Here is a 22,544-nt window from a genome sequence, read left to right on the forward strand (position 1 = left end):
GCCGTGCTTAAGCGGCCATCGCCGGCTTAGCGTCGAGCGCGGCCTGCGCCTGCGCGGCGATCGCGCGGAACGCCTCGGGCTCGTGCATCGCGATGTCGGCGAGGATCTTCCGGTCCAGTTCGACATTCGCCAGCTTGAGGCCGTGCATGAAGACGCCGTAGGTCAGGCCGACTTCGCGAACGGCGGCGTTGATCCGCTGGATCCACAAAGCGCGGAAGTTGCGCTTCTTCGCCTTGCGGTCGCGGTACGCATACTGGCCAGCCTTTTCGACGGCCTGCCGCGCGACGCGGATGGTGTTCTTGCGACGGCCATAATAGCCCTTCGCCAATTCGAGGACCCGCTTGTGACGGGCGTGCGAGGTTGTCCCGCGTTTGACACGTGCCATATCGGGACTCCTAGCGCTTCAGGCCGTACGGGGCCCAGAGCTTGATAGTCCGCGCATCGGCGTCGGAAATCGTGTCTGTGCCGCGGTTCTGGCGGATGTATTTGGCATTGTGGTGAGTCAGGCGGTGGCGCTTGCCGACGGCACCGTGCTTCACCTTACCCGACGCGGTGATCTTGAATCGCTTCTTGACACCGCTCTTGGTCTTGAGCTTGGGCATTTCGTCTCCTGTGAACACGCAAACAGAATCGCCTCGGCAGCCCATTCAGCCGGGCGATTCAGACGTGGAGGCGGGCGTATAGCCGCATGCCCCACTTGACGCAACCGATGATGCGCCGGAACGACATCGCGCCGTCGCCGTTGGGTCGCGATGGATACACTCACCGCGGACCCTAAGACCATGCGCCGCCGCGAGCCGTTCCACGGGGCGGTAAGTGCGGTGCTCGGGGTGCTGATGACGATCATCGGCCTGATCGTGCTCGCGTGGCTGATCCTGTTTGTTACCAAAGGGCGTTTCCTCAAGCCGACCTTCGAGCGATACGCCAGCCGATACGCCGACCGGCAAGTCGCGGTTGCGGGCGATTTCCAGTTCTATTTCAATCCGTTCCACCTTAAGTTTCTCGCCGAGGGGCTGACGCTTGCCAACCCGTCATGGGCACACGACCCGCAATTGTTCAGTGCGAAGCTGATCGATGCCGAGATCAGCACGTTCGACCTGATCTTCGGGCGCCAGCACATCCTGTTTCTCAACCTCGATGGCGGCAGCGCCGGGTTGGAGATCGACGCGGCGGGGCGCAACACCTGGACTTTCGCCGGCAACACGCCGTTCAAGATGCCGCCGATCGACCGCGCGGCGGTGACCGGGACGATCGCGCATTATATCGACGCGAAGCACAAGGCCGATGTCCGCCTGACTTTCGGCGACCTCAACGGGTCGGTCGGGAAACGCGACAGCGGCACCGTGACGGGGCCGCTCACCTTCGCTGGTGGCGGAACTGCGCTCGCCGCGCCGTTCAAGCTTCACGGCAGCCTGACCACGCCGAACTCCACGATCGTTGGTGGCAAGACCGGGCTCGACCTCCACGCTTATGTCGCAGCGACGCAGATCGACGTGTCGGGCACGCTTCCCGGCGCGACGCGGATCGAGGGGGCTGACCTTCGCGTGACACTCGCGGGCAAGAACCTTCAGACGCTGTTCAAGCTGGCGGGGGCGAACGCTCCGCCGAGCCGGCCGTACAAGTTGGCGGCGAACTTCACCAAGTCCGGCGACACCTATAAATTCACCAATCTCGCCGGACGTTTCGGCGATTCCGACCTCGCCGGGCGGCTCTCCGTGACGACTGGCGGGGCACGTTCGAAGATCGTCGGCGACCTCCACACCCAAACGCTCGATATTCTCGATGTCGGCCCGTGGATCGGATATTCGCCCGATAAGCTCGACGCGCAGGGCGGCAAGGGTGCGATCACGATCGTCAACGGACATCCGCGTGTCCTGCCCGACGCATCACTCGATATCACGTCGCTCAAAGGTTTCGACGCCGACGTCCATTATACCGCGGCGCATATTCGGACCGGCAACGTGCCGATCGCGAATCTGACATTGACGCTCGACCTCGACGACCGCGACCTCAAGTTGAAGCCGGTGGCCTTCGACGTCATCGGCGGTCGGGTGACTGCAGATATCGAGCTCGATGCGCACAAGGAGCCGGTTGTCGCCGACTACGACATCCGCATGACCCAAGTCCCGATCGGGCGGCTGCTGACGTCGTTCAAGGTCGAGGATAACGGCACCACTGCGAACGTCGGCGGGCGCATCAAGCTGCGCGGGGCGGGCGATTCGGTGCGAACGTCGCTGGGCGCTTCGACCGGCCGGATTGCGATCATCGTCAGCCAGGGCACATTGTGGGTGCGTAATATCGAGCTCGCGAAGCTCGACGTGCAGAATTTTCTGCTCGCGTTCTTCGGCAAGGACCTGAAGAAGCCGCGCGATATTCGCTGCGGCCTCGCGGCGTTTACCGTCACCAACGGCATCTCGCGCGCCGACCCGGTGATCTTCGACACCGGCCGCGCCGTCTACCGGATGAACGGGCAATTCAGCTTCAAGGACGAAGCGATCGACCTGTCGCTCCGCGGGCGGTCGAAGGAACTCAGCCTGTTCTCGGGCCAGTCGCCGATCGGAGTGGGTGGCTGGTTCGCCGCGCCGAAGATCAACCCGATCTCGAAGGAATTGCTCACGCGCGGCGGTGCCAGCGTGTTGCTCGGCATCGTCGGAACTCCGATCGCGGCGATCCTGCCGTTCGTCGACCTCGGCACCGCGAAGAATTCGAATTGTGCGGCGGTCGAAGGCGCAAAAACCGCGGCGGTCGTCGACTCGGCAACCCCCGATCCGAAGATCAAGAAAAAGAAGTAGTTACGCCGTGCCCGACGCGGCAGACAGATGTCCGACATCGATGCCGAGCGAGGCGAATGCACGCGGCCACCGGCGGTCGACGGCGGTGTCGAACATCAAGTCGTCGCTGCCCTCGATGCTGTGCCAGCCGTGGCGGGATAGCTCGTTATCGAGCTGCCCCGCGCTCCAGCCGGTATAGCCGAGCGCCGCCAGCCAGCGCTTCGGCCCGCGGCCGACCGCGATGTCGCGCAGCACGTCGACCGTCGAGGTCAGTCCCCAGCGAATCCCGCCGAGGCTGCCGACGTGGATCGTCCCTTGTCCGCTATAGTCGGGTGAATGAACGACGAAGCCGCGCCCTGGCTCGACTGGGCCGCCGCTCATCACGCGCGCGTCGAGTGGCGTGACGCCGGGGTCGATGTCGAGTTGCGCCATCAATTCGCGCACCGTCATCGATGCATGCGGGCGATTGACGATCATCCCGAGCGCGCCGTCGTCGTCGTGGACGCACATCGCGATGACTGTCCGGTTGAAGCGCTCGTCGCCGATGCCGGGCATCGACAGGAGATATTGACCGGTCAGGAAGCGCGGATCACTCATCCGAACCGTCATAAACCGGGGCGCTGGACGCGTGCAATGCGCGTCGCTATCGCAGGGCGCACCAAGCCAATGGGAGATTAAGCATGACGATCAAGGTAGGCGATGCCGTGCCATCAGCGACGCTGATCAAGGCCACCGAAGCCGGCCCGCAGCCGCTGTCGACCGAGGCGCTGTTTGCCGGGCGGACCGTCGCGCTGTTTTCAGTTCCGGGCGCCTTCACCCCGACCTGCTCGGCGAAGCATTTGCCGGGCTACATCTCGAACGCCGACACGATCAAGGCGGCCGGCGTCGACGAGATCGTCTGCGTATCGGTCAACGACGCCTTCGTCATGGGCGCATGGGGCCAGAGCGCCGGCGCGGCGGGAAAGGTCACGATGCTCGCTGACGGCAATGGCGATTTCGTCAAGGCGCTCGGCCTGACGATGGACGGCAGCAAGTTCGGCATGGGCATGCGCGGCCAGCGTTTCTCGATGCTCGTTCGCAACGGCGTCGTCGAGCAGCTCAACATCGAGGAGCCCGGCGCATTTCAGGTGTCGTCGGCCGAGCATCTGATGGGCCAGCTCGCTTAGTACGCCTCCAGCTACACCCGTGCCGCCCACCGCCGTTAAGCGGTGGGCGGCAACGGGAGCGGGCAGTGTATCACACCGAAATGTCGACGGCGGTTCGGCCCGCCGAGATCGACGCCGAGATCGAGGAAGCGCCGCTGATGCGCTTCGACCGGATTCGCGCGTTGCTCGTCCTGACGCGGCTGCCACCCCGGCCCGATGTCTACGACCTGTTCTGGCGATGCCTCGGCGGCGATGATGCCGCGCTCGGCGTGGTGCTCGACGCCGCGATCGTCGAGCGCAGGCTCGACCTTGCGGCTGTCGCGACGATGCGCGCAATGCATTGTTCGACGCCGGGCGTGGCCGCCTGCCGGCCCGCGTCGCCGCAGTAGGCGGTCCCTCGCGCCCGCGACGCTAGAGCGCCGGGCGCAGCCTGCCGAACCGCCGGAACCAGCTTTTGGCGGGCGGCGTCGATGCGATCACCGCCATCACTGGCACCCCGCTGTAGAATTCGAGGTCGTCGGCACCGCGGACCATGCGTCGCAGCATCTCGCTGAACAGCGCGATCGCCAGCCCGAGCCCGAGGCTGATCCCCGCCGCGAGGCCGACCGTCAGCGGGATGTTGGGGTAGATCATGTCGTCGTTGGCGATGACGTCGCCGATGACCTGAAGCCCGCTCGGCGCCGCGGCGACCGCCTCGAAATCCTGCACGCGCTGTGCGGCGTTCTTGTAGAGCTTTTCACGCAGCGCAAGATCGCGGTCGATCGCCGCCAGCTTGTCGTACACCGGCCCGCGGTCGAGAATCCGCAGCCGCGCTTCGAGATACTGGCGGTCGCGCAGGACGCGGTTGGCGGCGATCTGCGCGTCGGTGGCGTTGTTCCCCGCGTTGGCGAAATCGGTTTCGTGCGCGAGCTGAGTGCGGAGCACATCGCGCTGTGCCATTGCGCTCTGCATCACCGGATCGCTCAGGCCGCGATCGGCGGTCATGACGGCGATCTGCGCATCGAGCGCCGCGATATTATTCTTGAGCTTGCCCATCAACGGCGTGGTCGGCGGATTGATCGAGCCCATCTCGGCCGGGATCGTCTGGGCCCGCAACGCGGTCAGCTCACGCGTCTCGAGGCTGCCGTTGCTCGTATCGATCGGGATGTCGTTGGCCTTGAGGAAAGCGGCGCGCTCGGCCTCGGACTTTTGCAGCGCAATCAGCGCCTGGGCCGCGACGGTCCGGTTCCACGACGACGCCTTGCGCGCGGCCTCGGCGCGCAGCCGCAAGTCGTTGTCGATATACGCCGTGCGGATCAGCGCGACGATCGCCTTGGCCGTATCCACCGATTCGGCGGAGTAATAGATTTCGATGATCGAGCTGTCCTCGAACGGGACCGCCGCGACATTGCCCCTGATCCGCGCGGCGGCCCAGTTCGTGACGTCACCCATGCCGCCGGTCGACTGTTCCCACGCGCTGATCACGGCGGGATCGGTTGGCCAGCCGAGCTTGGTGACGACATCGCGCATCACGGCATCGTCGCTGACCAGCTTGATCTGCGTGGCGATATAGGTGTCCTCGGTTTTCGCGCCGAGCGCCGAATATTGGGTCGGGTCGCTATTGCCGATATTGAGCATGACACGCGCCTTTGCCGAATACGCCTTCGGCAGCGACGACGAGAACAGATAAGCGGTCAGGCTGGCGACGACGACCATCGCCGCGATCGACATCCACGCTGCGCGGAAGATCGCCCAAAGCTGTGCGAGGCTCATTCGGCGGCCTCCGCGACATCGAGGCTGCGGCAGATGCGCCAGACCTTCTCGATCGTCGCGGGCATCTCGAGCTGGGTGCCGTCGAGCGCGTCGATGATCGCGTTCATGATCGACGGCATCGCGCCGATCGTTCCTGCCTCGCCGCAGCCCTTGACCCCCAGCGGGTTGGTCGGCGACGGCGTGCCGAGCGTGGCGAAGCCGATCACCGGCGGCATGTCGTCGGCACGCGGAACGCCGTAGTCCATGAACGATCCGGTCAAAAGCTGCGCGCCGTCGCCGTAGACGATGTCCTCGAGCAGAACCTGGCCGAGTCCCTGCGCGACGCCGCCGTGGATCTGCCCCTCGACGAGCATCGGGTTCATCAGCACGCCGAAATCGTCGACGAGGCTGTAGCGGACGACCTTGGTCGTGCCGGTCGCGGGGTCGATCTCGACCTCGGCGACGTGGCAGCCGTTTGGAAAGGTCGGGCGCGGGGTCTCGGGCTTGTACGTGGCGCGACCGTCGAGCCCGCCGGGGTGCTTCGCCGCGAGTTCGGCGAGGCTGACGGTGCGGTTGGTGCCGCGCGCACCGAACACGCCCTCGGCATAGTCGACGTCGGCGACGTCGAGATCGGCCTTCGCCAGCTCGATCCCGCGCTTGACCATGTCGTCGCCCGCCTCAATTACTGCGCCGCCGCCCCAGGCAAGGCTGCGCGACCCGCCGGTGCCGTTGCCGTCGTCGAGCCGGTCGGTGTCGCCCTGGACGATGCGGATCGACTCCATCGGCAGGCCGAGCCGGTCGGCGAGGACCTGCGCGTACGCGGTTTCATGGCCCTGGCCGTTCGACTGGGTGCCGACCGCCGCCTCGACGATGCCGTCGCTGCCGACGCGGATGTCGGCGAATTCCTCGGTCGACCCGCCGCCGGCGATCTCGACGTAATACGCGATGCCGCGCCCGTAGCGGAGGCCTTTGCGCGCCGCCGCCGCCTTGCGCTCGGGGAAGCCCGCCCAGTCGGCGTTCGACAACGCCTTGTCGAGCACCGCCGGAAAGTTGCCGATGTCGAAGGTCAGGCCGAGCCCGTTGGCGTGCGGCAATTCATCGGGGCGGAGCAGGTTCTTGCGGCGAATCTCGTCGACCCCAACACCGAGTTCACGCGCGGCGGCCTCGACCAGCCGCTCGACGATGTACGCCGCCTCGGGCCGCCCCGCGCCGCGATACGCGTCGACCGGCGTGGTGTTGGTCATGATGCCGTGGACGAGGTTGTGGATCACCGGGATGCGATAGACGCCGCCGAGGATGCGCCCGCCGGCGACGGTCTGGATCGCCGGGCCGAACTGCGACTGGTACGCACCGAGGTCGCTCCACGTCTCGACCTGGAGTGCGGTGATGAGCCCGTCGGCGTCGAAGCCGATCGCGGCGTCGCTGACCATCGCCCGGCCGTGGGTGTCCGACTGAAAGGCGTCGCCGCGCTCGCCAGTCCACTTGACCGGGCGGCCGAGGTCGCGCGCGGCGTGGAGGACGAGGAGATATTCGGGGTAGAGGAACGCCTTCATGCCGAAGCCGCCGCCGACATCGCCGCAGCGGATGCGGACCTTGCCGGGGTCGACGCCCATGATCCCGGCGACCATCTTGCGCGCCGAGGCGACGCCCTGCCCGCCGAAATCGAGGGTGAAGCCGCCGGCTTCGCTGTAATCGCCGACCGCGGCACGGACCTCCATCGACGTCGGCGCGACGCGGTTCTGGATCACGCGGAGCCTCGTGACGTGCGCGGCGGCGGCGATCGCCGCGGTGGCCGCGTCGCCGTCGCCGAGCGGGAAGGCGAACAGGTCGTTCGACGGGGCGTCGTCCCACACCTTCGTCGCGCCGGGGGCGATGGCGTCGGCGATGGTGGTGACGGCGGGGAGTTCGTCATAGTCGACGATGACGGCGTCGGCGCCCGCGCGCGCGGCCTCGCGGGTCTCGGCGACGACGAAGGCGATGCCGTCGCCGACGAAGCGCGCCTTGTCGCCCGTCAGCATTGCGTGCGGTGTCGTGACCTTGCCCGAGAACGGGACGAGGCACGGGATAACGCCATAATGCGCGATGTCGGCGTGGGTATAGACCGCGACAACCCCGGGGACCGCTCTCGCGTCGCTGGTGTCGATCGCGGCGATCCGCGCGTGGCCGTACGGTGAGCGGACCGTCGCGGCGAACAGTGCGCCCGCAAGCTGGATGTCGTCGGTGAAGCGGCCGTTGCCGGTCAGCAGGCGGAAATCCTCGACGCGCTTCGGGGACTGGCCGATTCCGAACTTCATGCGGGATTCCTCGCGGGCGTGACGCGCCACTTTAGCGGGTGGCGGGGCACGGGTCGCGTCAAAAATCCTCGCCGGAGGTTACCGGCCGATCAGCTTCCGCGCCATCGCGTCCGCCACCGCATCGGTCGTCCGCCCGCTCGCATCGGCTTCGGCGAAGATCGCCGCGAGGCGTGGCTCGATCTCGGCGATCCGCGACGCGACCGCATCGGCGTCCCCGTCGCCCAGATATTCCGCGACGACGTTGATGATGCCGCCCGCGTTGATGACGTAGTCCGGCGCGTACAGGATGCCGCGCGCCTTGACCCGCGCGCCGTCGGCCGGGGTCGCGAGCTGGTTGTTCGCCGCCCCGGCGACGATCGCGACGTCGAGGTTGGCGATCGTGTCGGCGTCGAGCACCGCGCCGAGCGCGTTCGGGCTGAACACGTCGGCGCTGACCCGCGTGATGTCCTCCACCGCCACGTGAGTCGCGCCGAGCGACGCCGCCATCCGGGCGGCGCGCGCCTCGTCGATGTCGGCGACGGTCAGTCTGGCCCCCGCGGCCGCGAGTCGCTCGGCGACCCCGCCGCCGACGCTGCCGAGCCCCTGGATCGCGACATGCACGCCCGCGAAGTCGCTCTTGCCGAGCTTGTGGCGGACCGCGGCGCGGATGCCGAGGAAGATGCCTTGCGCGGTCGATGGCCCGGGATTGCCCCCCGCCGCGCCGCCGCTGACCGGCAGCCCCGAGACGAACTTCGTCTTCCGCGAGATGACCGTCATGTCGGCGTCGGACATGCCGACGTCTTCGGCGGTGACGTACTTGCCGCCGAGCGAGTCGATTGCCGCGCCGAATGCTTCGAGCAGCGCCTCGGACTTCGGCCCGTAACCCGCCTTGAGGATGACACCCTTGCCGCCGCCGACCGCGAGGCCCGCCATTGCGTTCTTGTAGCTCATGCCCCGCGACAGCCGCAGCGCGTCGGTCAGCGCCGCTTCGTCGTCGACATAGGTCCACCAGCGGCAGCCGCCTGCCGCGGGGCCGCGATGCGTCGAATGAACCGCGATGATCGCCTTCAGCCCGCTCGCCGGATCGTCGAAGAAATGGACGCCTTCATGGGCGTCGAAGTCGGGGGCATCGAACAGCATGGCGGTGGGCCTGTAATTATCGAACAGGCGCGCGCAATAAACGAACCACGTGCCTCGGGGAAGTCTCTACGCCGAAACGAGTCGGTGCGGTAGGAAATTGGTGTCGGCAACACACGGCCATTCGTCCTTGTCGAAGCCCGGGCCATCGAACCCCGCAGTTTCTCGGACCGAAAGCGCGCCGTTGGCGGGATCGACGACGAACGCGCCCCACGGGACTGCAAACAGCCGCTCGCCGATGCCGACGATGCCGCCGACGCTCAGCGCGACATAGACGATACGGCCCTCGGCGGCGGCCATCATCACGTCGGCGATCGTCCCGACCGCCTTGCCGTCGGGCCCGGCGACGCTGGCCCCGACGAACAGGCTCAATGGCGTCAACGCGGCGTCGTCGCACCCGGGGACATGCGCGCGATCGATGCTCACAGCGTTGCCCGCGTCGCGGCGGCGGCGCCCTTGTCGTAGCGAGCGCGAAGGCCAAGCCATCGCCACACGCCGAGAATGTTGACGAGCAACAGCACCGCGTTTTGCCAGATCAAACTCGCCTGCCCCGTCGCCGCGCCGATCACCATCCAGCCGACCGACCCGACCGCAAACGCGATGAAGCCGATGCCGGTGATCCGCGCCCCGAGGTTCGCCGCGACCAATAGTGCGGCAAGCGTCGTCGCGATCGGCGCGACCCAATTGGCAACGTGCTCCATCCGTGCTGCTTCCCAAATTCGCTAACCCAGCCGTGCACAAAAAGCGCTCCGACTATCGCAGTTCCGTGCGGCGATTTGGCAAAGTGTAAAGCCTGCCGACAGTTATGCGTTAGCAAGAATTAAGAAATGATTTCTCGCGCTTGGGGACGAGCCATTAATCAAGTCGTAACGCACTCATAACGATAGGCAGGCGCCTAAACGACCTTGATCCGGGGCGTTGGCACGCACTTTGCAGGATATTCGGCGAGTGCCGCGCATGTGGCACCCACGGTCGTCATCAAAAGGGTCTTAAATGCGCTTCCTGTCACTTTTTGCCGCCGCGCTCGCGCTCGGCGCGGTCGCCGTTCCGGCTGCTGCCGGAACCAACCTCGTCGTCAACGGCGACTTCGAAGCAACGACGGCTGGCCCGGGCCAGTTCGACCATCAGACGATCGCGACCGGCTGGTCGTCGAACGGCTACAACTTCGTCTTCGGAGCGGGCACGGCGGACACCACCGGCTCGTCGGGCGAGTCGGGCAATCTTTCGCTCTGGGGCTCGCATAACGGCGGCAACGACGTTTTCGCGAACAGCCCGACCGGCGGTAACTTCGTCGCCGCCGACGGCGCTTACGAGACCGCGCCGATCCAGCAGACGATTACGGGCTTGAAGATCGGCAAGGCGTTTACCGTTTCGTTCGACTGGGCCGCTGCGCAGCAGACTGGCTTCTCTGGAGACACGACCGAAAAATGGCTGGTCAGCCTCGGCAACCAGACGATCTCGACGGCGAAATACTCGAATCCGAGCCACAGCTTCAGCGGCTGGATGCACGAGAGCTTCACCTTCACCGCGACGGGCACGACCGAAGTCCTGTCGTTCCTCGCGCTCGGCACGCCCGAGGGCAAGCCGCCCTTCTCGCTGCTCGACGGCGTGTCGGGGACGGTTCCCGAGCCCGCGACATGGGCGATGATGATCGGCGGCCTCGGCCTCGTCGGCGGCGCGATGCGCGCCCGTCGCCGCGGTACGGTTGCCGCCTAGGCCTGCGACACTGGCGATGACCGGGTTAAGCACTATGCTTGGCCCGGTCACCGTCGACGATTGCGCATTTTTGGGCTAAGGGGCGGGAACGATGCCGCACCAGATCCAGACCTTCGCCGTCGATATCCTCCGGCTATGCCTCTGGCTCGTCATTCTTGCGGTCGTCTTCGTTCCGCTCGAGCGGCTGTTCACGCTGCGTGAGGCGAAGGTCCGCCGCGCCGGGATCGGCACCGACCTCGTCTGGTACTTCATCTCGAGCCTGTTGCCCGGCATTCTGCTCGGCGTGCCGATGGCGATCGTCGCGCTCGGCGTCCACCACATCGTGCCGTCGCAGGTCCAGGAATTCAGCGCGGGGCTGCCGCTCGGCTGGCGGATCGTCGCGTCGCTCGTCGTCGGCGAGATCGGCTTCTACTGGGGCCACCGCTGGAGCCACGAGATCCCGTTCCTGTGGAAATTCCATGCGCTCCACCACAGCGCCGAGCATCTCGACTGGCTGGTCAACACCCGCGCCCACCCGGTCGACATGGTATTCGGCAAGTTCGTCGGGCTCGTCCCGCTGTACATCCTCGGCCTCGCCAGCCCGTTGTCGGGCAAGCTCGACATCGTGCCCTTGATCGTCGTCTTCGTCGGCACCTTCTGGGGCTTCTTCATCCACGCCAACGTCAGATGGCGCTTCGGCTGGCTCGAACACATCGTCGCCACCCCGGCGTTCCACCACTGGCACCACACCCGCCGCGACCATATCGACCGCAATTATTCGGCGATGCTGCCCTTCGTCGACCGGCTGTTCGGCAGCTATTACGTGCCCCGCGAATGGCCCGAGGACTACGGCACCGACCACCCGGTCCCCGCCCGGATGCACGAGCAACTGATCCAGCCGCTGAGCCCGCGCTGACTTCGCGGCGCTGGGGCGCAGGTCCGTCCGCTTGAAGGTCGGCAAGCGCCCCAGAGTCCGCCGTAGGCCGCGCCAGTTTCAGCTATCATTCTTCCCCCTTCCCCAATGGTCGCGCTGCCCCCTAGTAGGCGACCCGAGCAATACTCGCAGCTCCGGGCGTGATCACTCACTCACTCACGATGAGGATGAGCAGCAAACGCTTTGCCGCATTCTTTTACCGGATGGGCGAAGCGAAAATCCCGGGAAAGCGCGCGAGCAGCCATGGAGCAATCAGCGCGCCGATGAGCAGGGCGAGGCCGATGAGTCCGAGGTCGATCGCGGTTCCGTAGCCGGAGCCTTCCACCAACTCTGCGGTTTCGGGCGCACCGGGCGACAGGCGGACATCGACGACCTGGCCGACCTGGAGCGGCGTGCGGGACGCGGTGAACCACGTGAACGGCGCACCCCGCGCGGGCGTCACGGTCACATGCGCGTGATACGGTGCCGGGTCGAGCCGGCTCACGACCCCTCGAGCAATCTCATGCGGCTGCGCGTCGTTTTGATGCCGCTGAAATGCAAAGACGCCGCCGACCAGCCACGCGATGACGCCGAGCAAAACCAGGCTGATCGAAAGGCGCATCAGACTACCTCATATATCCAACATAGGCATTGCCCCCGGCGACCAGTCCGCGCGAGTCGCCAAGAATATCGATCATAGCTTTAGGCGCTAGTGCCGGGCCGCGGCCGAGCAGCAGTTCCGCCAAAACGATTAGTGGATTTGTCAGCAGCGAAATCATCATCAAGGGGTCGAGGCCGACCAGCATAACTGTGCCGACCAGTCCCTTGATCGGCGTCGAAACCCCGAGGTCGGCAAGCACCGCACCTCCGGTGAAATCACCGCGCGTCAACTCGCGATTGCCGACCACGGCTGTCTTATAGACCGTACCAGTGTTCCACATACCGGTGGTCCCGCCGCTACCGTTAAGCGCTCGACTGGTCAGCAGCCGCCCCACAACGCTGCCAAGTTTCGGCACCTTGAGCCCTGGTGTGGAAATTCCGGCACCAACGCCGCCATAGTAGAAATGCTGTTCCTTGCCGGTAGGGTCGAACAGCTCGACGATACCGCCAGTTGCGGCAACGATATCGATACTGAAACCGCCGCTTCCAGACGTCTTGAACGCCCACTTCGACGCTTCGACCAGATGGATCATCCTTGCCCCCCACGCGCCGACAAACATCAAGCCGTGAACGGATATAGTAACGCTCCTAGATGACAATGGTGCCGAATCGCCGCCCACTTTATGCGATGCCGTTCGTTCAACTTTCCCACGCGTCCATCACTTCCACTTGTGTTCGCTCGTAGCCGACATGGCTTCGCGATCATCGGGCCAGAGAGCAAACAGCTGACCGGCATCATGAACACCAGAGGGAGAAAAGTTTAACTGCGCACTCTATCGCCGGCCGCAACGCTTGTCGGGTTCGCCACAAAGTTGCCCGTTCGCTTCCTACCCTATAGCAGACACTCCCGTTTACCAGCTCGCGACTAATACGCCCCTTGTCGGCATCGCCCCGGCATGGAAAAGCGACCGCGTCCGCTGGCGGAGACCGGCGCGGGAGAGTCGCAATGCGTGATATCGTTCATCTGATCGGCGGCAGCGCCACGGCCGGAACCTCGGGTCGCACGTCGGACGTCTTCGACCCGAACACGGGCCAAGTGCAGGCGCGGGTCGCACTCGCCAGCGCGGCCGATCTCGACGCGGCGGTGGCGAACGCGGTCGCGGCGCAGCCGGCGTGGGGCGCGACCAATCCGCAGCGGCGCGCGCGGGTGATGTTCGCGTTCAAGGCGCTCGTCGAGGCCGAGATGGACAGCCTCGCGCACATGTTGTCGAGCGAGCACGGCAAGGTCATCGCCGACTCGCGGGGCGATATCCAGCGCGGGCTCGAGGTGATCGAGTTCGCTTGCGGCATCCCGCATCTGCTCAAGGGCGAATACACGCAGGGGGCGGGGCCGGGGATCGACGTCTATTCGATGCGCCAGCCATTGGGCGTCGTCGCGGGGATCACGCCGTTCAACTTCCCAGCGATGATCCCGATGTGGATGTTCGGCGTCGCCATCGCGTGCGGCAACGCCTTCATTTTGAAGCCGAGCGAGCGCGATCCGTCGCTGCCGCTGCGGCTCGGCGAACTGATGCTCGAGGCCGGGTTGCCGGCGGGCATCCTCAACGTCGTCCACGGCGACAAGGTCGCGGTCGACGCGATCCTCGACCACCCCGACGTCAAGGCGGTCAGCTTCGTCGGCTCGTCGGACATCGCGCATTACGTCTACCGGCGCGGCGTCGCGGCGGGGAAGCGCGTCCAGGCGATGGGCGGCGCGAAGAACCATGGTGTCGTCCTCCCCGACGCCGACATGGACCAGACGGTCGCCGATCTCGTCGGCGCGGCGTTTGGCTCGGCGGGAGAGCGGTGCATGGCGCTGCCGGTGGTCGTGCCGGTCGGCAAGGCGACCGCCGACGAGCTGCGCGAACGCCTGCTCCCCGAGATCGCCAAGCTTCGCCTCGGCGTCTCGACCGACCTCGACGCGCATTACGGCCCGGTGGTCAGCGCGGCGCACCGCGAGCGGATCGAGAGCTATATCGGCATGGGGGTCGACGATGGCGCCGAGCTCGTCGTCGACGGGCGCGGGTTCAGCCTGCAGGGGCACGAGGGTGGCTTCTTCGTCGGGCCGACGCTGTTCGACTACGTCAAGCCGCACATGCAGTCGTACCAGGACGAGATCTTCGGCCCGGTCCTCCAGATGGTCCGCGCCGAGTCGCTCGCCGAGGCAATCAGCCTGCCGTCGAAGCACCAGTACGGCAACGGCGTCGCGATCTTCACGAGGAACGGCCCCGCCGCCCGCGAGTTCGCCGCGACTGTCGACGTCGGCATGGTCGGGATCAACGTGCCGATCCCGGTCCCGGTCGCGTACCACAGCTTCGGCGGGTGGAAGCGCTCGGCGTTCGGCGACACCGGCATCCACGGGACGGAGGGGGTGCGGTTCTACACCCGGCTCAAGACCGTGACGCAGCGCTGGCCGAGCCTCGACGCGGGGGCGGCGGTGACCGATAGCAGCTTTGTCATTCCGACGATGAAGTGAGCCCCCTGATAAACTGAGCGGGCACTCACGATTGTCTCGCAATTCCTTGTCATCCCCGCGAAAGCGGGGACCCAAGGTCACTACCCCTCGGCGACATTGGGTCCCCGCTTTCGCGGGGATGACAAGTTGAGGCGGACCACAGCGGCATCGGAACCAAGCGACCATGACCTACGACACCCTGCTCGTCGAAATCACCGATCGCGTCACGCTGATCCGGCTCAACCGGCCGCAGGCGCTTAACGCGCTCAACGGGCAAGTTCTCGCTGACCTGACCGCCGCACTCGCCGCGTTCGACGCCGATCCGGGGCAGGGGTGCGCAGTCATCACCGGGAGCGAAAAAGCATTCGCCGCCGGGGCCGACATCAAGGAGATGGCGGGCCAGTCGTTCGCCGCGATGTACGGCAGCAATTTCTTCGCGGGCTATGACCGGGTGACCGCGACGCGGAAACCGGTGATCGCGGCGGTCGCGGGGTTCGCGCTCGGCGGCGGCTGCGAGCTGGCGATGATGTGCGACTTCATCATCGCCGCCGACACCGCGAAGTTCGGCCAACCCGAGATCAAGCTCGGCGTCACCCCCGGCATGGGCGGCAGCCAGCGGATGGCGCGCGCGATCGGCAAGGCAAAGACGATGGAGATGTGCCTGACCGGGCGGATGATGGGCGCGGTCGAGGCCGAGGCGGCGGGCCTCGTTGCTCGTGTCGTGCCCGCGGCGGAGCTCGTCGAGGCTGCGATGGCGACCGCGGCGACGATTGCGGCAATGGCTCCGCTCGCCGCGCTCGCGGTCAAGGAGCAGGTCAACGCCGCGTTCGAGACGACGCTGGCGCAGGGTGTCGTCTTCGAACGGCGGCTGTTCCACGGGCTGTTCGGCAGCGCCGACCAGAAGGAAGGCATGGCGGCGTTCGTCGCCAAGCGTCCGGCCGCGTGGACCGGCGAGTAGGAGTAGCAGCGTGAAAATCGGCTTTATCGGGCTCGGCAACATGGGCGGCGGGATGGCCGCCAATCTCGCGCGGGCCGGGCACGTTGTGAGCGCGTACGACCTATCGAGTGACGCTTTGGATCGGGCGTGCGCGGCTGGGTGTGCGCGTGCCGAGTCGGCGGCGGCAGCGGCGTCGGGGGCCGATGCGGTGGTGACGATGCTTCCCGCCGGGACCCACGTCCGCAGCGTCTACGAGGACGAGGTCTTTAATGCCGCGCATCCCGACGCGCTGCTGCTTGACTGCTCGACGATCGACGTTGCCACAGCGAAATCAGTCGCTTCCGCCGCTGCGACACGCGGACTGGCAATGGTCGACGCCCCCGTCTCCGGCGGGATCGCGGCGGCGAACGCGGGGACGTTGACCTTCATGGTCGGCGGCCTCGACGACGCCTTCGCCCGCGCCCAACCGATCCTGTCGGCAATGGGCAAAGTCGTCATCCATGCCGGCGATGCCGGGGCAGGGCAGGCGGCAAAGATCTGCAATAACATGCTGTTGGGTGCGTCGATGGTGGCGACTGCCGAGGCGTTCGTCCTCGCGCAGAAGCTCGGCCTCGACGCGCAGACCTTCTTCGACATCAGCTCGAAGGCGAGCGGCCAGTGCTGGTCGATGACGAGCTATTGCCCCGTCCCCGGCCCAGTCCCCGCTTCCCCGTCGAACCGCGATTACGAAGGCGGCTTCGCTTCCGCGTTGATGCTCAAGGACCTGAAGCTCGCGGTCGAGGCGGCGCAGTCGGTCGGGGCGTCGGTGCCGATGGGCGCGCAGGCCGAGGCGCTCTACCAGATGTTCGTCGGGCTCGGCGGCGCGGGCAAGGACTTCTCGGCGGTGACGAAAATGCTCGACGGCAGCTGGCACTAAGGACGCTGGGGCGACCAACGGGGATCGAACCCGCAACCTCCGGCACCACAAGCCGGCGCTCTAACCAATTGAGCTATGGTCGCCATGCGCGCACGGCGAAAGACGCCTTAGGGGCTCGACCGGCGATTCGTCAAGGAAACTACCGCGCCGCCAAGACGCCGCAGGCGATCCGGTCGCCGCTCGCCCCGCTCGGGTCGGTCTTATAGTCGTCGGGACCGGCGTGGAGCACCACCGCCGCGCCGTCGGCATCGAGCAGCGGCGCGGTGCCGCCGACGAGCATCAGCCCGGGAACGGTGAAGTCGACCGTCCCGGTGCCGCCCGGGCCGACGACGACGTTCGGCAGGTCGCCGAGGTGCGGCCCCATGGGATTATCCTTGCCGTGCATCTTCATCGTCGGGTTGAAATGCCCGCCGGCGCTTGTGAACTTCGGCCCCTCGCACTTGCCGACGCTGTGCAGATGGATCGCATACGTGCCCGCGATCATCCCCTCGATCCGCGCACGAACGAGCGTCCCCTCGGGGCGCTGGCTAAGCGTCGCAGTGCCGCGCAACTCGCCGTTCGGGCCGAGCAACTGCGTCGTCGCCTCGATCGGCGGCGGCCCGGCGCGGGTCGCGCCGAGCGAGGTGCCCGAGTGGCTACACCCGGCAAGCAACGCGAGGGGAACACCGACAGCAAAAGCGCGACGCATCAGCCAAGCTCCTTGTTGATCGCCTCGACCATCTTCTTGGCGTCGGCGAGCAGCATCATCGTATTGTCCATGTAGAAGACCGGATTGTCGACCCCGGCATAGCCCGCGCCGCCCATGCTGCGCTTGACGAACAGCACGGTCTTCGCTTTTTCGACATCAAGCACCGGCATCCCGTAGATCGGCGAGGTTTTGTCGGTCTTGGCGAGCGGATTGGTGACGTCGTTCGCGCCGATGACGAAGGCGACGTCGGCCTGGGCGAATTCGCCGTTGATGTCCTCAAGCTCGAAGACCTCGTCGTAGGGGACGTTCGCCTCGGCGAGCAGGACGTTCATGTGTCCCGGCATCCGCCCGGCGACGGGGTGGATCGCGTATTTGACGCTGACGCCTTCCTTCTTGAGCAGGTCGCCCATCTCGCGGAGCGCGTGCTGCGCCTGGCTGACCGCCATGCCGTAGCCGGGGACGATGATGACGCTCTCGGCGTTCTTCATGACGAACGCGGCGTCCTCGGCCGACCCGCGCTTGTACGGCTTGGCCTCGCCTGCGGCCCCGGCGGGACCCGCCGCGTCGCCGCCGAAACCACCGGCGATGACGCTGATGAAGCTGCGGTTCATCGCCCGGCACATGATGTACGACAGGATCGCGCCCGACGAGCCGACGAGCGCGCCGGTGACGATCATCGCGGTGTTCTGGAGGGTAAAGCCCATCGCCGCCGCCGCCCAGCCCGAATACGAGTTGAGCATCGAAACGACGACCGGCATGTCGGCCCCGCCGATCGGGATGATGAGAAGAAAGCCAAGTGCGAGCGCCGCGACGACGATCACCGCGAACAGCGCGGGCGTGTGCAGCCCGAACACCCCGACGAGGATCAGGACCGCAGCGAGCAGCGCGATGTTGATGACGTGTCGCGCGGGCAGCAGGATCGGCGCGCCGCCCATGTTGCCGTTGAGCTTGAGGAACGCGATAATCGACCCCGAGAAGGTGATCGCGCCGATCGCGACGCCAAGGCCCATCTCGATCTTGCTCGACGTCGCGATGTCGCTCGCGTCGGCGTTCAAGATGCCGAACGCGCCGGGATTGAGGTAGGCGGCGATCGCGACGAGCACCGCGGCGAGGCCGACGAGGCTGTGGAACCCCGCGACGAGCTGCGGCATGTCGGTCATCGCGATCCGCCGGGCGATGACGAAGCCGATTCCGCCGCCGATCGCGATCGCGGCGACGATCAGCGGCAGCCCGACGCCGTGGACGATCAGCGTCGTCACGACCGCGATCAGCATGCCGATCATGCCGAAGCGGTTGCCCTGCTGCGACGTCTCGGGCGACGACAGGCCGCGGAGCGCAAGGATGAACAGCACCCCCGCGACGAGATAGGCGAGTGCGACCCACGCGGGAGTCTGGGCGATGGCTTCGGTCATTGTGCGTGCCCCCTGAGCGCCATTACTTTGCCGCCGGTGCGACCGGGGCCTTGCGCTCTTTCTTCTTGTACATGCCGAGCATCCGCTGCGTCACCGCGAAGCCGCCGAAGATATTGACCGACGCCAGCACCACCGCGCCGAGCCCGAGCCACTTCGAAATTTCCGACCCGCCCGACGCTGCGCTCGCGGCGACGAGCGCGCCGACGATGATGACGCTCGAGATCGCGTTGGTCACCGCCATCAGCGGGGTGTGCAGGGCGGGGGTCACGCTCCAGACGACATAATAGCCGACGAAGCAGGCGAGGACGAAGATCGAGAGCTGGGGGATCAGGTGTTCCATATGGCCTCGCTGAAAAATTCCTCCCCCGTCTTCGGGGGAGGGGGACCATCGCCCTTGCGATGGTGGAGGGGGCTGGCGGTCGCCATTGAAGCGATCGAGGCAGCAACCCGGTTGACGTCGGCGAGCACCTCGGAGGCGTTTATCCGAAGAACTTGCAGACCCTGATCTGTCAGCCAAGCATCGCGCCGAGCATCACGGACGCCGGCATTGCCCATCTTGTGCGCAATCCCGTCGATCTCGACCACGAGCTTAGCTTTCGCGCAGAAAAAATCGAGGACATACGGGCCGGCGGGATGCTGGCGCCGAAAGCGCAGGCCGTCAGATTTTCGGAGGCGACCCCAGAGCAGGACTTCTGGGAGGCTCATCTCGCCGCGGAGGCGACGTGCGTTCCGTAGTGTCGGTGCGGGGCCGGTGATGATCATGCGATCGACATCGCCCGTGGGCCCCCTCCACCATCGCAAGGGCGATGGTCCCCCTCCCCCGAAGATGGGGGAGGATTTAAGATCGCGCCTTGCAGGTGGCGGCGTGGTCTCACACCAGCCGCTCGTGCACCACCGCGCCATCGCGCGTCAGCGTCACACCCTTGACGATATCGTCGTCCGCCGGGAACACCACCGTCGCCGCGTCCTTGTCCCAGAACGCCGCGATGAAGTTGTACAGGTTGCGCGAGTATAAAGCGCTCGCGTCGGCGGCGAGGCGGCTCGGTATGTTGCGGTGGCCGATGATCGTCACGCCGTGGACGACCGGGGCGGCACCGACGACCGAACCCTCCACATTGCCGCCGCTTTCGACCGCGAGGTCGACGATCACGCTGCCCGCGCGCATCGTTGCGATCTGGGCGTCACTGACGAGGCGCGGAGCAGGGCGGCCGGGGATCAGCGCGGTGGTGATGACGATGTCCTGCTTGGCGATGTGGCTCGACACCAAAGCCGCCTGCGCCGCCTTGTATTCGTCGGACATTTCGGTGGCATAGCCGCCGCTGCCCTCGCCCTCGATGCCTTTGACCGCCTCGACGAAGATCGCCTTCGCACCGAGGCTCTCGATCTGTTCCTTGGTCGCGGCGCGGACGTCGGTCGCACTGACCAGCGCGCCCAAGCGCCGGGCGGTCGCGATCGCCTGCAGCCCGGCGACGCCGACCCCCATCACGAAGACGCGGGCGGCGCTGATCGTTCCCGCCGCAGTCATCATCATCGGGAAGGCGCGACCGTACGACTCGGCTGCGTCGATGACGGCCTTATAGCCCGACAGGTTCGATTGCGACGACAGCACGTCCATCGACTGGGCGCGGGTGATGCGCGGCATCAACTCCATCGCCATCGTCGTCAGCCCGCTCGCGGCATAGATATTAATTTCTTCGCGCCGAGCGAAAGGCGACAGGATCGCGACGAGCATCGCGCCGGATTTAATCCCACGCAGCTCGCCGACGTCAGGACCCTGTACCCCGAGGATCAGCTCGCTGCCCGCGATCGTCGCATCGCGCCCGTCAACGGTCGCGCCGGCGTCGCTATAAGCGCTGTCCGAGATATTCGCGCCATCGCCCGCGCCGCTCTCGACGGCGACTGTAGCACCAAGCGCAATCAGCTTCTTTACGGTTTCCGGGGTCGCGGCGACCCGACGTTCCGCCTCCGCCGTCTCGCGCAAAACCGCGATCCGCATCAACTATTCCCCCCAAAGCCTAGGCGTGCCGCCTCTAGTGAACGAGGAACAGTGCCATTGCGATCAACAACAACGCAAGCGCCACGACAGCCCATTTCAGGACGTCGACAAAACTGCCGTAGAAGCGTGTATTCGGTACGTTCGCCTGCGGGACAGCAGCATTCAGATCGTCGGCCATTGCGTCACTCCCTTAACGCGGTGCGTCCTCATAGCGCGCGTGATCCGCGCGCGACAAGCCGGGCAGGCCGGTTACGCGATAAGCGTCGGCGCCACAGGTAGTTCCAGACCAGCCCGTGCAAGTGCCGCAGATTGTCGCGCGGCGAGTCCGTCTTCGGTGAAGCCTTCGATCATCTCGCCGAACAGCCGCCGCCAATTGAGCTCGGCGGCGAGATGCATGAAGACCCCACCGAGGCCGATCGCGGCGCGGTCCATAAAGACGAACTCCGACGGTACGGTAACGGTTCCGAGTTCCTTCAGGCGGCGATGGACTTTTTGTGCGGTCTCGCGCCCGTAATCGGCGGGGCGACCCTGGTCGTTGATCCGCCGGACGCGGTCGTCGAGCAGCGGCCCGTACAAGAACGTCGCCCAGATCAGCAGCGTGTCGATGATCTCGATCGACAGGCCGGTGAAGCCCCAGCGCTCGAACGCGTCGACCGCGAGCGCCTTGTCGTTCGATTCGATCGCGTGGAACAGGTCGACGACGCCCTTGATGAAGCGTGGCGGGAACACCCGGATGCAGCCGAAGTCGAGGAGATTGATCCCCTGCTCGCCATTCGATTCTTCGCTGACGGCGTAGTTGCCGAGATGCGGGTCGCCGTGGATCACGCCATAGTGGTGGAGCGGCCAGTACCACGCGCGGAACAGCGTCTCGGCGATGCGGTTGCGGACCTCGAGCGAGTCGGTCTTGAAGCCAAGCAGCGGTTTCCCCGGCAGCCACGTCATCGTCAGCAGACGCTTGGTCGACAGCTCGGGCAGGACCTCGGGCAGATGCACCGCCGGCTGGTCGCCCAGCATGTCGCGGTACAGTGCGAGGTGCTTTGCCTCGCGCTCATAGTCGAGTTCCTCGCGCAGCCGGTCGGCGAGTTCGCCGCGAATCTGCCCGGTGTCGATCGACTTGTCGAACTGGCGGTAGATGCCGAACAGCACGTCGAGCTGGCCGAGGTCGGCCTCGACCGCGCTCGCCATATCGGGATATTGCAGCTTGGCGGCGAGCGCACGACCGTCGTGCGCGACCGCGCGATGAACCTGGCCGAGCGATGCAGCGGCGGCGGCTTCGTGTTCGAAGCTGGCGTAGCGAGCTTCCCAATCGGGGCCGAGTTCGGCCTTCATCCGCCGCCGGACGAACGGCCAGCCCATCGCCGGGGCATCGGCCTGGAGCTGGCCGAGCTCCTTGGCGAAATCGTCGGGAACGGCGCCCGGGATTGTCGACAGGATCTGCGCGATCTTCATCACCGGGCCCTTGAGGCCGCCGAGCGCGACGCGCAGCTGTGCCGCCGTGGTCGCGGCATCGCCGCCGCCGGTCAGCCTTGCACCGGCAAAACGTGCTGCGAGCCCGATTCCGGTTCCACCGACCTTGGCATAGCGCGCGAGCCTGCCGCCGAGAGTATTTGCTTCATCCATCGCGCCGGAGATAGGCGTGGCGGGTGCCGAACGCGAGGGGTGCAGGTGTCGCTGCGGCCGCGGGTCTTAGCGCCAACGCCGATCGATCGCACGCAAGGCGAGCAAAGACGCGTTCTACCAATTTCACAGAATACCCGCCGCATGACTGTGACGCACCAAGAATTCGCAAATCAAGGTTAACAAATGAATTTTAGTTATTGCGATGAAACTCGTTGC

General features: G+C 66.2%; 25 protein-coding genes and 1 tRNA gene. 8 read left to right on the forward strand and 18 right to left on the reverse strand.

Annotated elements, in window-relative coordinates:
* Nucleotides 1–7 precede the first annotated feature (7 nt).
* The gene (rplT, locus tag KZX46_RS09440) at nt 8–385 is read right to left on the reverse strand and encodes a 50S ribosomal protein L20 (RefSeq protein WP_219776370.1); all 378 of its coding nucleotides are present in this window, start codon (nt 383–385) and stop codon (nt 8–10) included.
* A 10-nt stretch (nt 386–395) separates the two neighbouring features.
* Nucleotides 396–602, reverse strand: a complete 207-nt coding sequence (rpmI, locus tag KZX46_RS09445) for a 50S ribosomal protein L35 (protein WP_216708953.1) — start codon at nt 600–602, stop codon at nt 396–398.
* A gap of 150 nt (nt 603–752) precedes the next feature.
* On the opposite strand from rpmI, the gene KZX46_RS09450 reads away from it, so the two are divergent.
* On the forward strand, nt 753–2,792 hold the full coding sequence (locus tag KZX46_RS09450) for an AsmA family protein (RefSeq protein ID WP_219776371.1): 2,040 nt from the start codon (nt 753–755) through the stop codon (nt 2,790–2,792).
* Here KZX46_RS09450 and KZX46_RS09455 read toward each other — a convergent pair whose 3' ends face one another.
* On the reverse strand, nt 2,793–3,368 hold the full coding sequence (locus KZX46_RS09455) for a YqgE/AlgH family protein (RefSeq protein ID WP_216708955.1): 576 nt from the start codon (nt 3,366–3,368) through the stop codon (nt 2,793–2,795). It abuts the gene before it with no gap.
* 83 nt (nt 3,369–3,451) lie between these two features.
* On the opposite strand from KZX46_RS09455, the gene KZX46_RS09460 reads away from it, so the two are divergent.
* Nucleotides 3,452–3,937, forward strand: a complete 486-nt coding sequence (locus tag KZX46_RS09460) for a peroxiredoxin (RefSeq protein ID WP_216708956.1) — start codon at nt 3,452–3,454, stop codon at nt 3,935–3,937.
* 65 nt (nt 3,938–4,002) lie between these two features.
* A complete protein-coding gene (locus tag KZX46_RS09465; protein ID WP_219776372.1) occupies nt 4,003–4,305 on the forward strand; it encodes a hypothetical protein in 303 nt (100 codons plus the stop codon).
* Nucleotides 4,306–4,327: 22 nt separating this feature from the next.
* Here KZX46_RS09465 and KZX46_RS09470 read toward each other — a convergent pair whose 3' ends face one another.
* From KZX46_RS09470 to KZX46_RS09490, 5 genes are all read right to left on the reverse strand, one after another.
* On the reverse strand, nt 4,328–5,668 hold the full coding sequence (locus KZX46_RS09470) for a Wzz/FepE/Etk N-terminal domain-containing protein (RefSeq protein ID WP_219776373.1): 1,341 nt from the start codon (nt 5,666–5,668) through the stop codon (nt 4,328–4,330).
* Nucleotides 5,665–7,941 carry a xanthine dehydrogenase family protein molybdopterin-binding subunit gene (locus tag KZX46_RS09475; RefSeq protein WP_219776374.1) on the reverse strand — a complete coding sequence of 759 codons (2,277 nt, stop codon included), beginning with the start codon at nt 7,939–7,941 and terminating at the stop codon, nt 5,665–5,667. Before KZX46_RS09475 ends, KZX46_RS09470 begins: the two co-directional genes overlap by 4 nt.
* Before the next feature lie 78 nt (nt 7,942–8,019).
* Nucleotides 8,020–9,060 carry an amino acid dehydrogenase gene (locus tag KZX46_RS09480; protein ID WP_219776375.1) on the reverse strand — a complete coding sequence of 347 codons (1,041 nt, stop codon included), beginning with the start codon at nt 9,058–9,060 and terminating at the stop codon, nt 8,020–8,022.
* Nucleotides 9,061–9,126: 66 nt separating this feature from the next.
* A complete protein-coding gene (locus KZX46_RS09485; RefSeq protein WP_219776376.1) occupies nt 9,127–9,483 on the reverse strand; it encodes a PRC-barrel domain-containing protein in 357 nt (118 codons plus the stop codon).
* Entirely contained in the window at nt 9,480–9,758 is a 279-nt protein-coding gene (locus tag KZX46_RS09490) for a hypothetical protein (protein ID WP_219776377.1), read from the reverse strand. Before KZX46_RS09490 ends, KZX46_RS09485 begins: the two co-directional genes overlap by 4 nt.
* Before the next feature lie 292 nt (nt 9,759–10,050).
* On the opposite strand from KZX46_RS09490, the gene KZX46_RS22840 reads away from it, so the two are divergent.
* Nucleotides 10,051–10,773 (forward strand): PEPxxWA-CTERM sorting domain-containing protein, encoded by a 723-nt coding sequence (locus KZX46_RS22840; RefSeq protein WP_226896202.1) that lies wholly within the window; start codon nt 10,051–10,053, stop codon nt 10,771–10,773.
* 91 nt (nt 10,774–10,864) lie between these two features.
* Nucleotides 10,865–11,668 (forward strand): sterol desaturase family protein, encoded by an 804-nt coding sequence (locus KZX46_RS09500; protein ID WP_219776378.1) that lies wholly within the window; start codon nt 10,865–10,867, stop codon nt 11,666–11,668.
* Between the two features lie 214 nt (nt 11,669–11,882).
* On the opposite strand, the gene KZX46_RS09505 is transcribed toward KZX46_RS09500, so the two are convergent.
* Together KZX46_RS09505 and KZX46_RS09510 are read right to left on the reverse strand one after the other, a co-directional pair.
* Nucleotides 11,883–12,287, reverse strand: coding sequence for a hypothetical protein (locus KZX46_RS09505; protein WP_219776379.1), 405 nt, complete (start codon nt 12,285–12,287; stop codon nt 11,883–11,885).
* 4 nt (nt 12,288–12,291) lie between these two features.
* The gene (locus KZX46_RS09510; protein WP_219776380.1) at nt 12,292–12,858 is read right to left on the reverse strand and encodes a hypothetical protein; all 567 of its coding nucleotides are present in this window, start codon (nt 12,856–12,858) and stop codon (nt 12,292–12,294) included.
* A gap of 413 nt (nt 12,859–13,271) precedes the next feature.
* On the opposite strand from KZX46_RS09510, the gene KZX46_RS09515 reads away from it, so the two are divergent.
* From KZX46_RS09515 to mmsB, 3 genes are all read left to right on the forward strand, one after another.
* Nucleotides 13,272–14,780, forward strand: a complete 1,509-nt coding sequence (locus KZX46_RS09515; RefSeq protein ID WP_219776381.1) for a CoA-acylating methylmalonate-semialdehyde dehydrogenase — start codon at nt 13,272–13,274, stop codon at nt 14,778–14,780.
* Between the two features lie 163 nt (nt 14,781–14,943).
* Nucleotides 14,944–15,717, forward strand: coding sequence for an enoyl-CoA hydratase (locus KZX46_RS09520; protein WP_219776382.1), 774 nt, complete (start codon nt 14,944–14,946; stop codon nt 15,715–15,717).
* Nucleotides 15,608–16,612 (forward strand): 3-hydroxyisobutyrate dehydrogenase, encoded by a 1,005-nt coding sequence (gene mmsB / locus KZX46_RS09525; protein ID WP_226896203.1) that lies wholly within the window; start codon nt 15,608–15,610, stop codon nt 16,610–16,612. The genes KZX46_RS09520 and mmsB overlap by 110 nt, the downstream gene beginning before the upstream one ends.
* Before the next feature lie 6 nt (nt 16,613–16,618).
* On the opposite strand, the gene KZX46_RS09530 is transcribed toward mmsB, so the two are convergent.
* The 8 genes from KZX46_RS09530 to KZX46_RS09565 all read right to left on the reverse strand — a co-directional run bounded on the left by KZX46_RS09530 (nt 16,619) and on the right by KZX46_RS09565 (nt 22,328).
* Nucleotides 16,619–16,695, reverse strand: a tRNA-His gene (locus tag KZX46_RS09530).
* A gap of 56 nt (nt 16,696–16,751) precedes the next feature.
* Nucleotides 16,752–17,300: a superoxide dismutase family protein gene (locus KZX46_RS09535; protein WP_219776384.1), complete on the reverse strand. Its 549-nt coding sequence runs from the start codon at nt 17,298–17,300 to the stop codon at nt 16,752–16,754.
* The gene (locus KZX46_RS09540; protein ID WP_219776385.1) at nt 17,300–18,712 is read right to left on the reverse strand and encodes an NAD(P)(+) transhydrogenase (Re/Si-specific) subunit beta; all 1,413 of its coding nucleotides are present in this window, start codon (nt 18,710–18,712) and stop codon (nt 17,300–17,302) included. The genes KZX46_RS09535 and KZX46_RS09540 overlap by 1 nt, the downstream gene beginning before the upstream one ends.
* Before the next feature lie 22 nt (nt 18,713–18,734).
* Entirely contained in the window at nt 18,735–19,052 is a 318-nt protein-coding gene (locus KZX46_RS09545; protein ID WP_216708970.1) for an NAD(P) transhydrogenase subunit alpha, read from the reverse strand.
* Complete coding sequence (locus KZX46_RS09550) at nt 19,040–19,474, reverse strand: endonuclease domain-containing protein (RefSeq protein ID WP_219776386.1); 435 nt, start codon at nt 19,472–19,474, stop codon at nt 19,040–19,042. Before KZX46_RS09550 ends, KZX46_RS09545 begins: the two co-directional genes overlap by 13 nt.
* 109 nt (nt 19,475–19,583) lie before the next feature.
* The gene (locus KZX46_RS09555) at nt 19,584–20,708 is read right to left on the reverse strand and encodes a Re/Si-specific NAD(P)(+) transhydrogenase subunit alpha (protein ID WP_219776387.1); all 1,125 of its coding nucleotides are present in this window, start codon (nt 20,706–20,708) and stop codon (nt 19,584–19,586) included.
* Nucleotides 20,709–20,742: 34 nt separating this feature from the next.
* Complete coding sequence (locus KZX46_RS09560) at nt 20,743–20,886, reverse strand: aa3-type cytochrome c oxidase subunit IV (protein ID WP_219776388.1); 144 nt, start codon at nt 20,884–20,886, stop codon at nt 20,743–20,745.
* Nucleotides 20,887–20,957: 71 nt separating this feature from the next.
* Nucleotides 20,958–22,328 carry an AarF/ABC1/UbiB kinase family protein gene (locus tag KZX46_RS09565; RefSeq protein ID WP_219776389.1) on the reverse strand — a complete coding sequence of 457 codons (1,371 nt, stop codon included), beginning with the start codon at nt 22,326–22,328 and terminating at the stop codon, nt 20,958–20,960.
* Nucleotides 22,329–22,544 lie beyond the last annotated feature (216 nt).

The sequence above is a fragment of the Polymorphobacter sp. PAMC 29334 genome (assembly GCF_019431245.1).
Classification (GTDB): Bacteria; Pseudomonadota; Alphaproteobacteria; order Sphingomonadales; family Sphingomonadaceae; genus Polymorphobacter_B; species Polymorphobacter_B megasporae.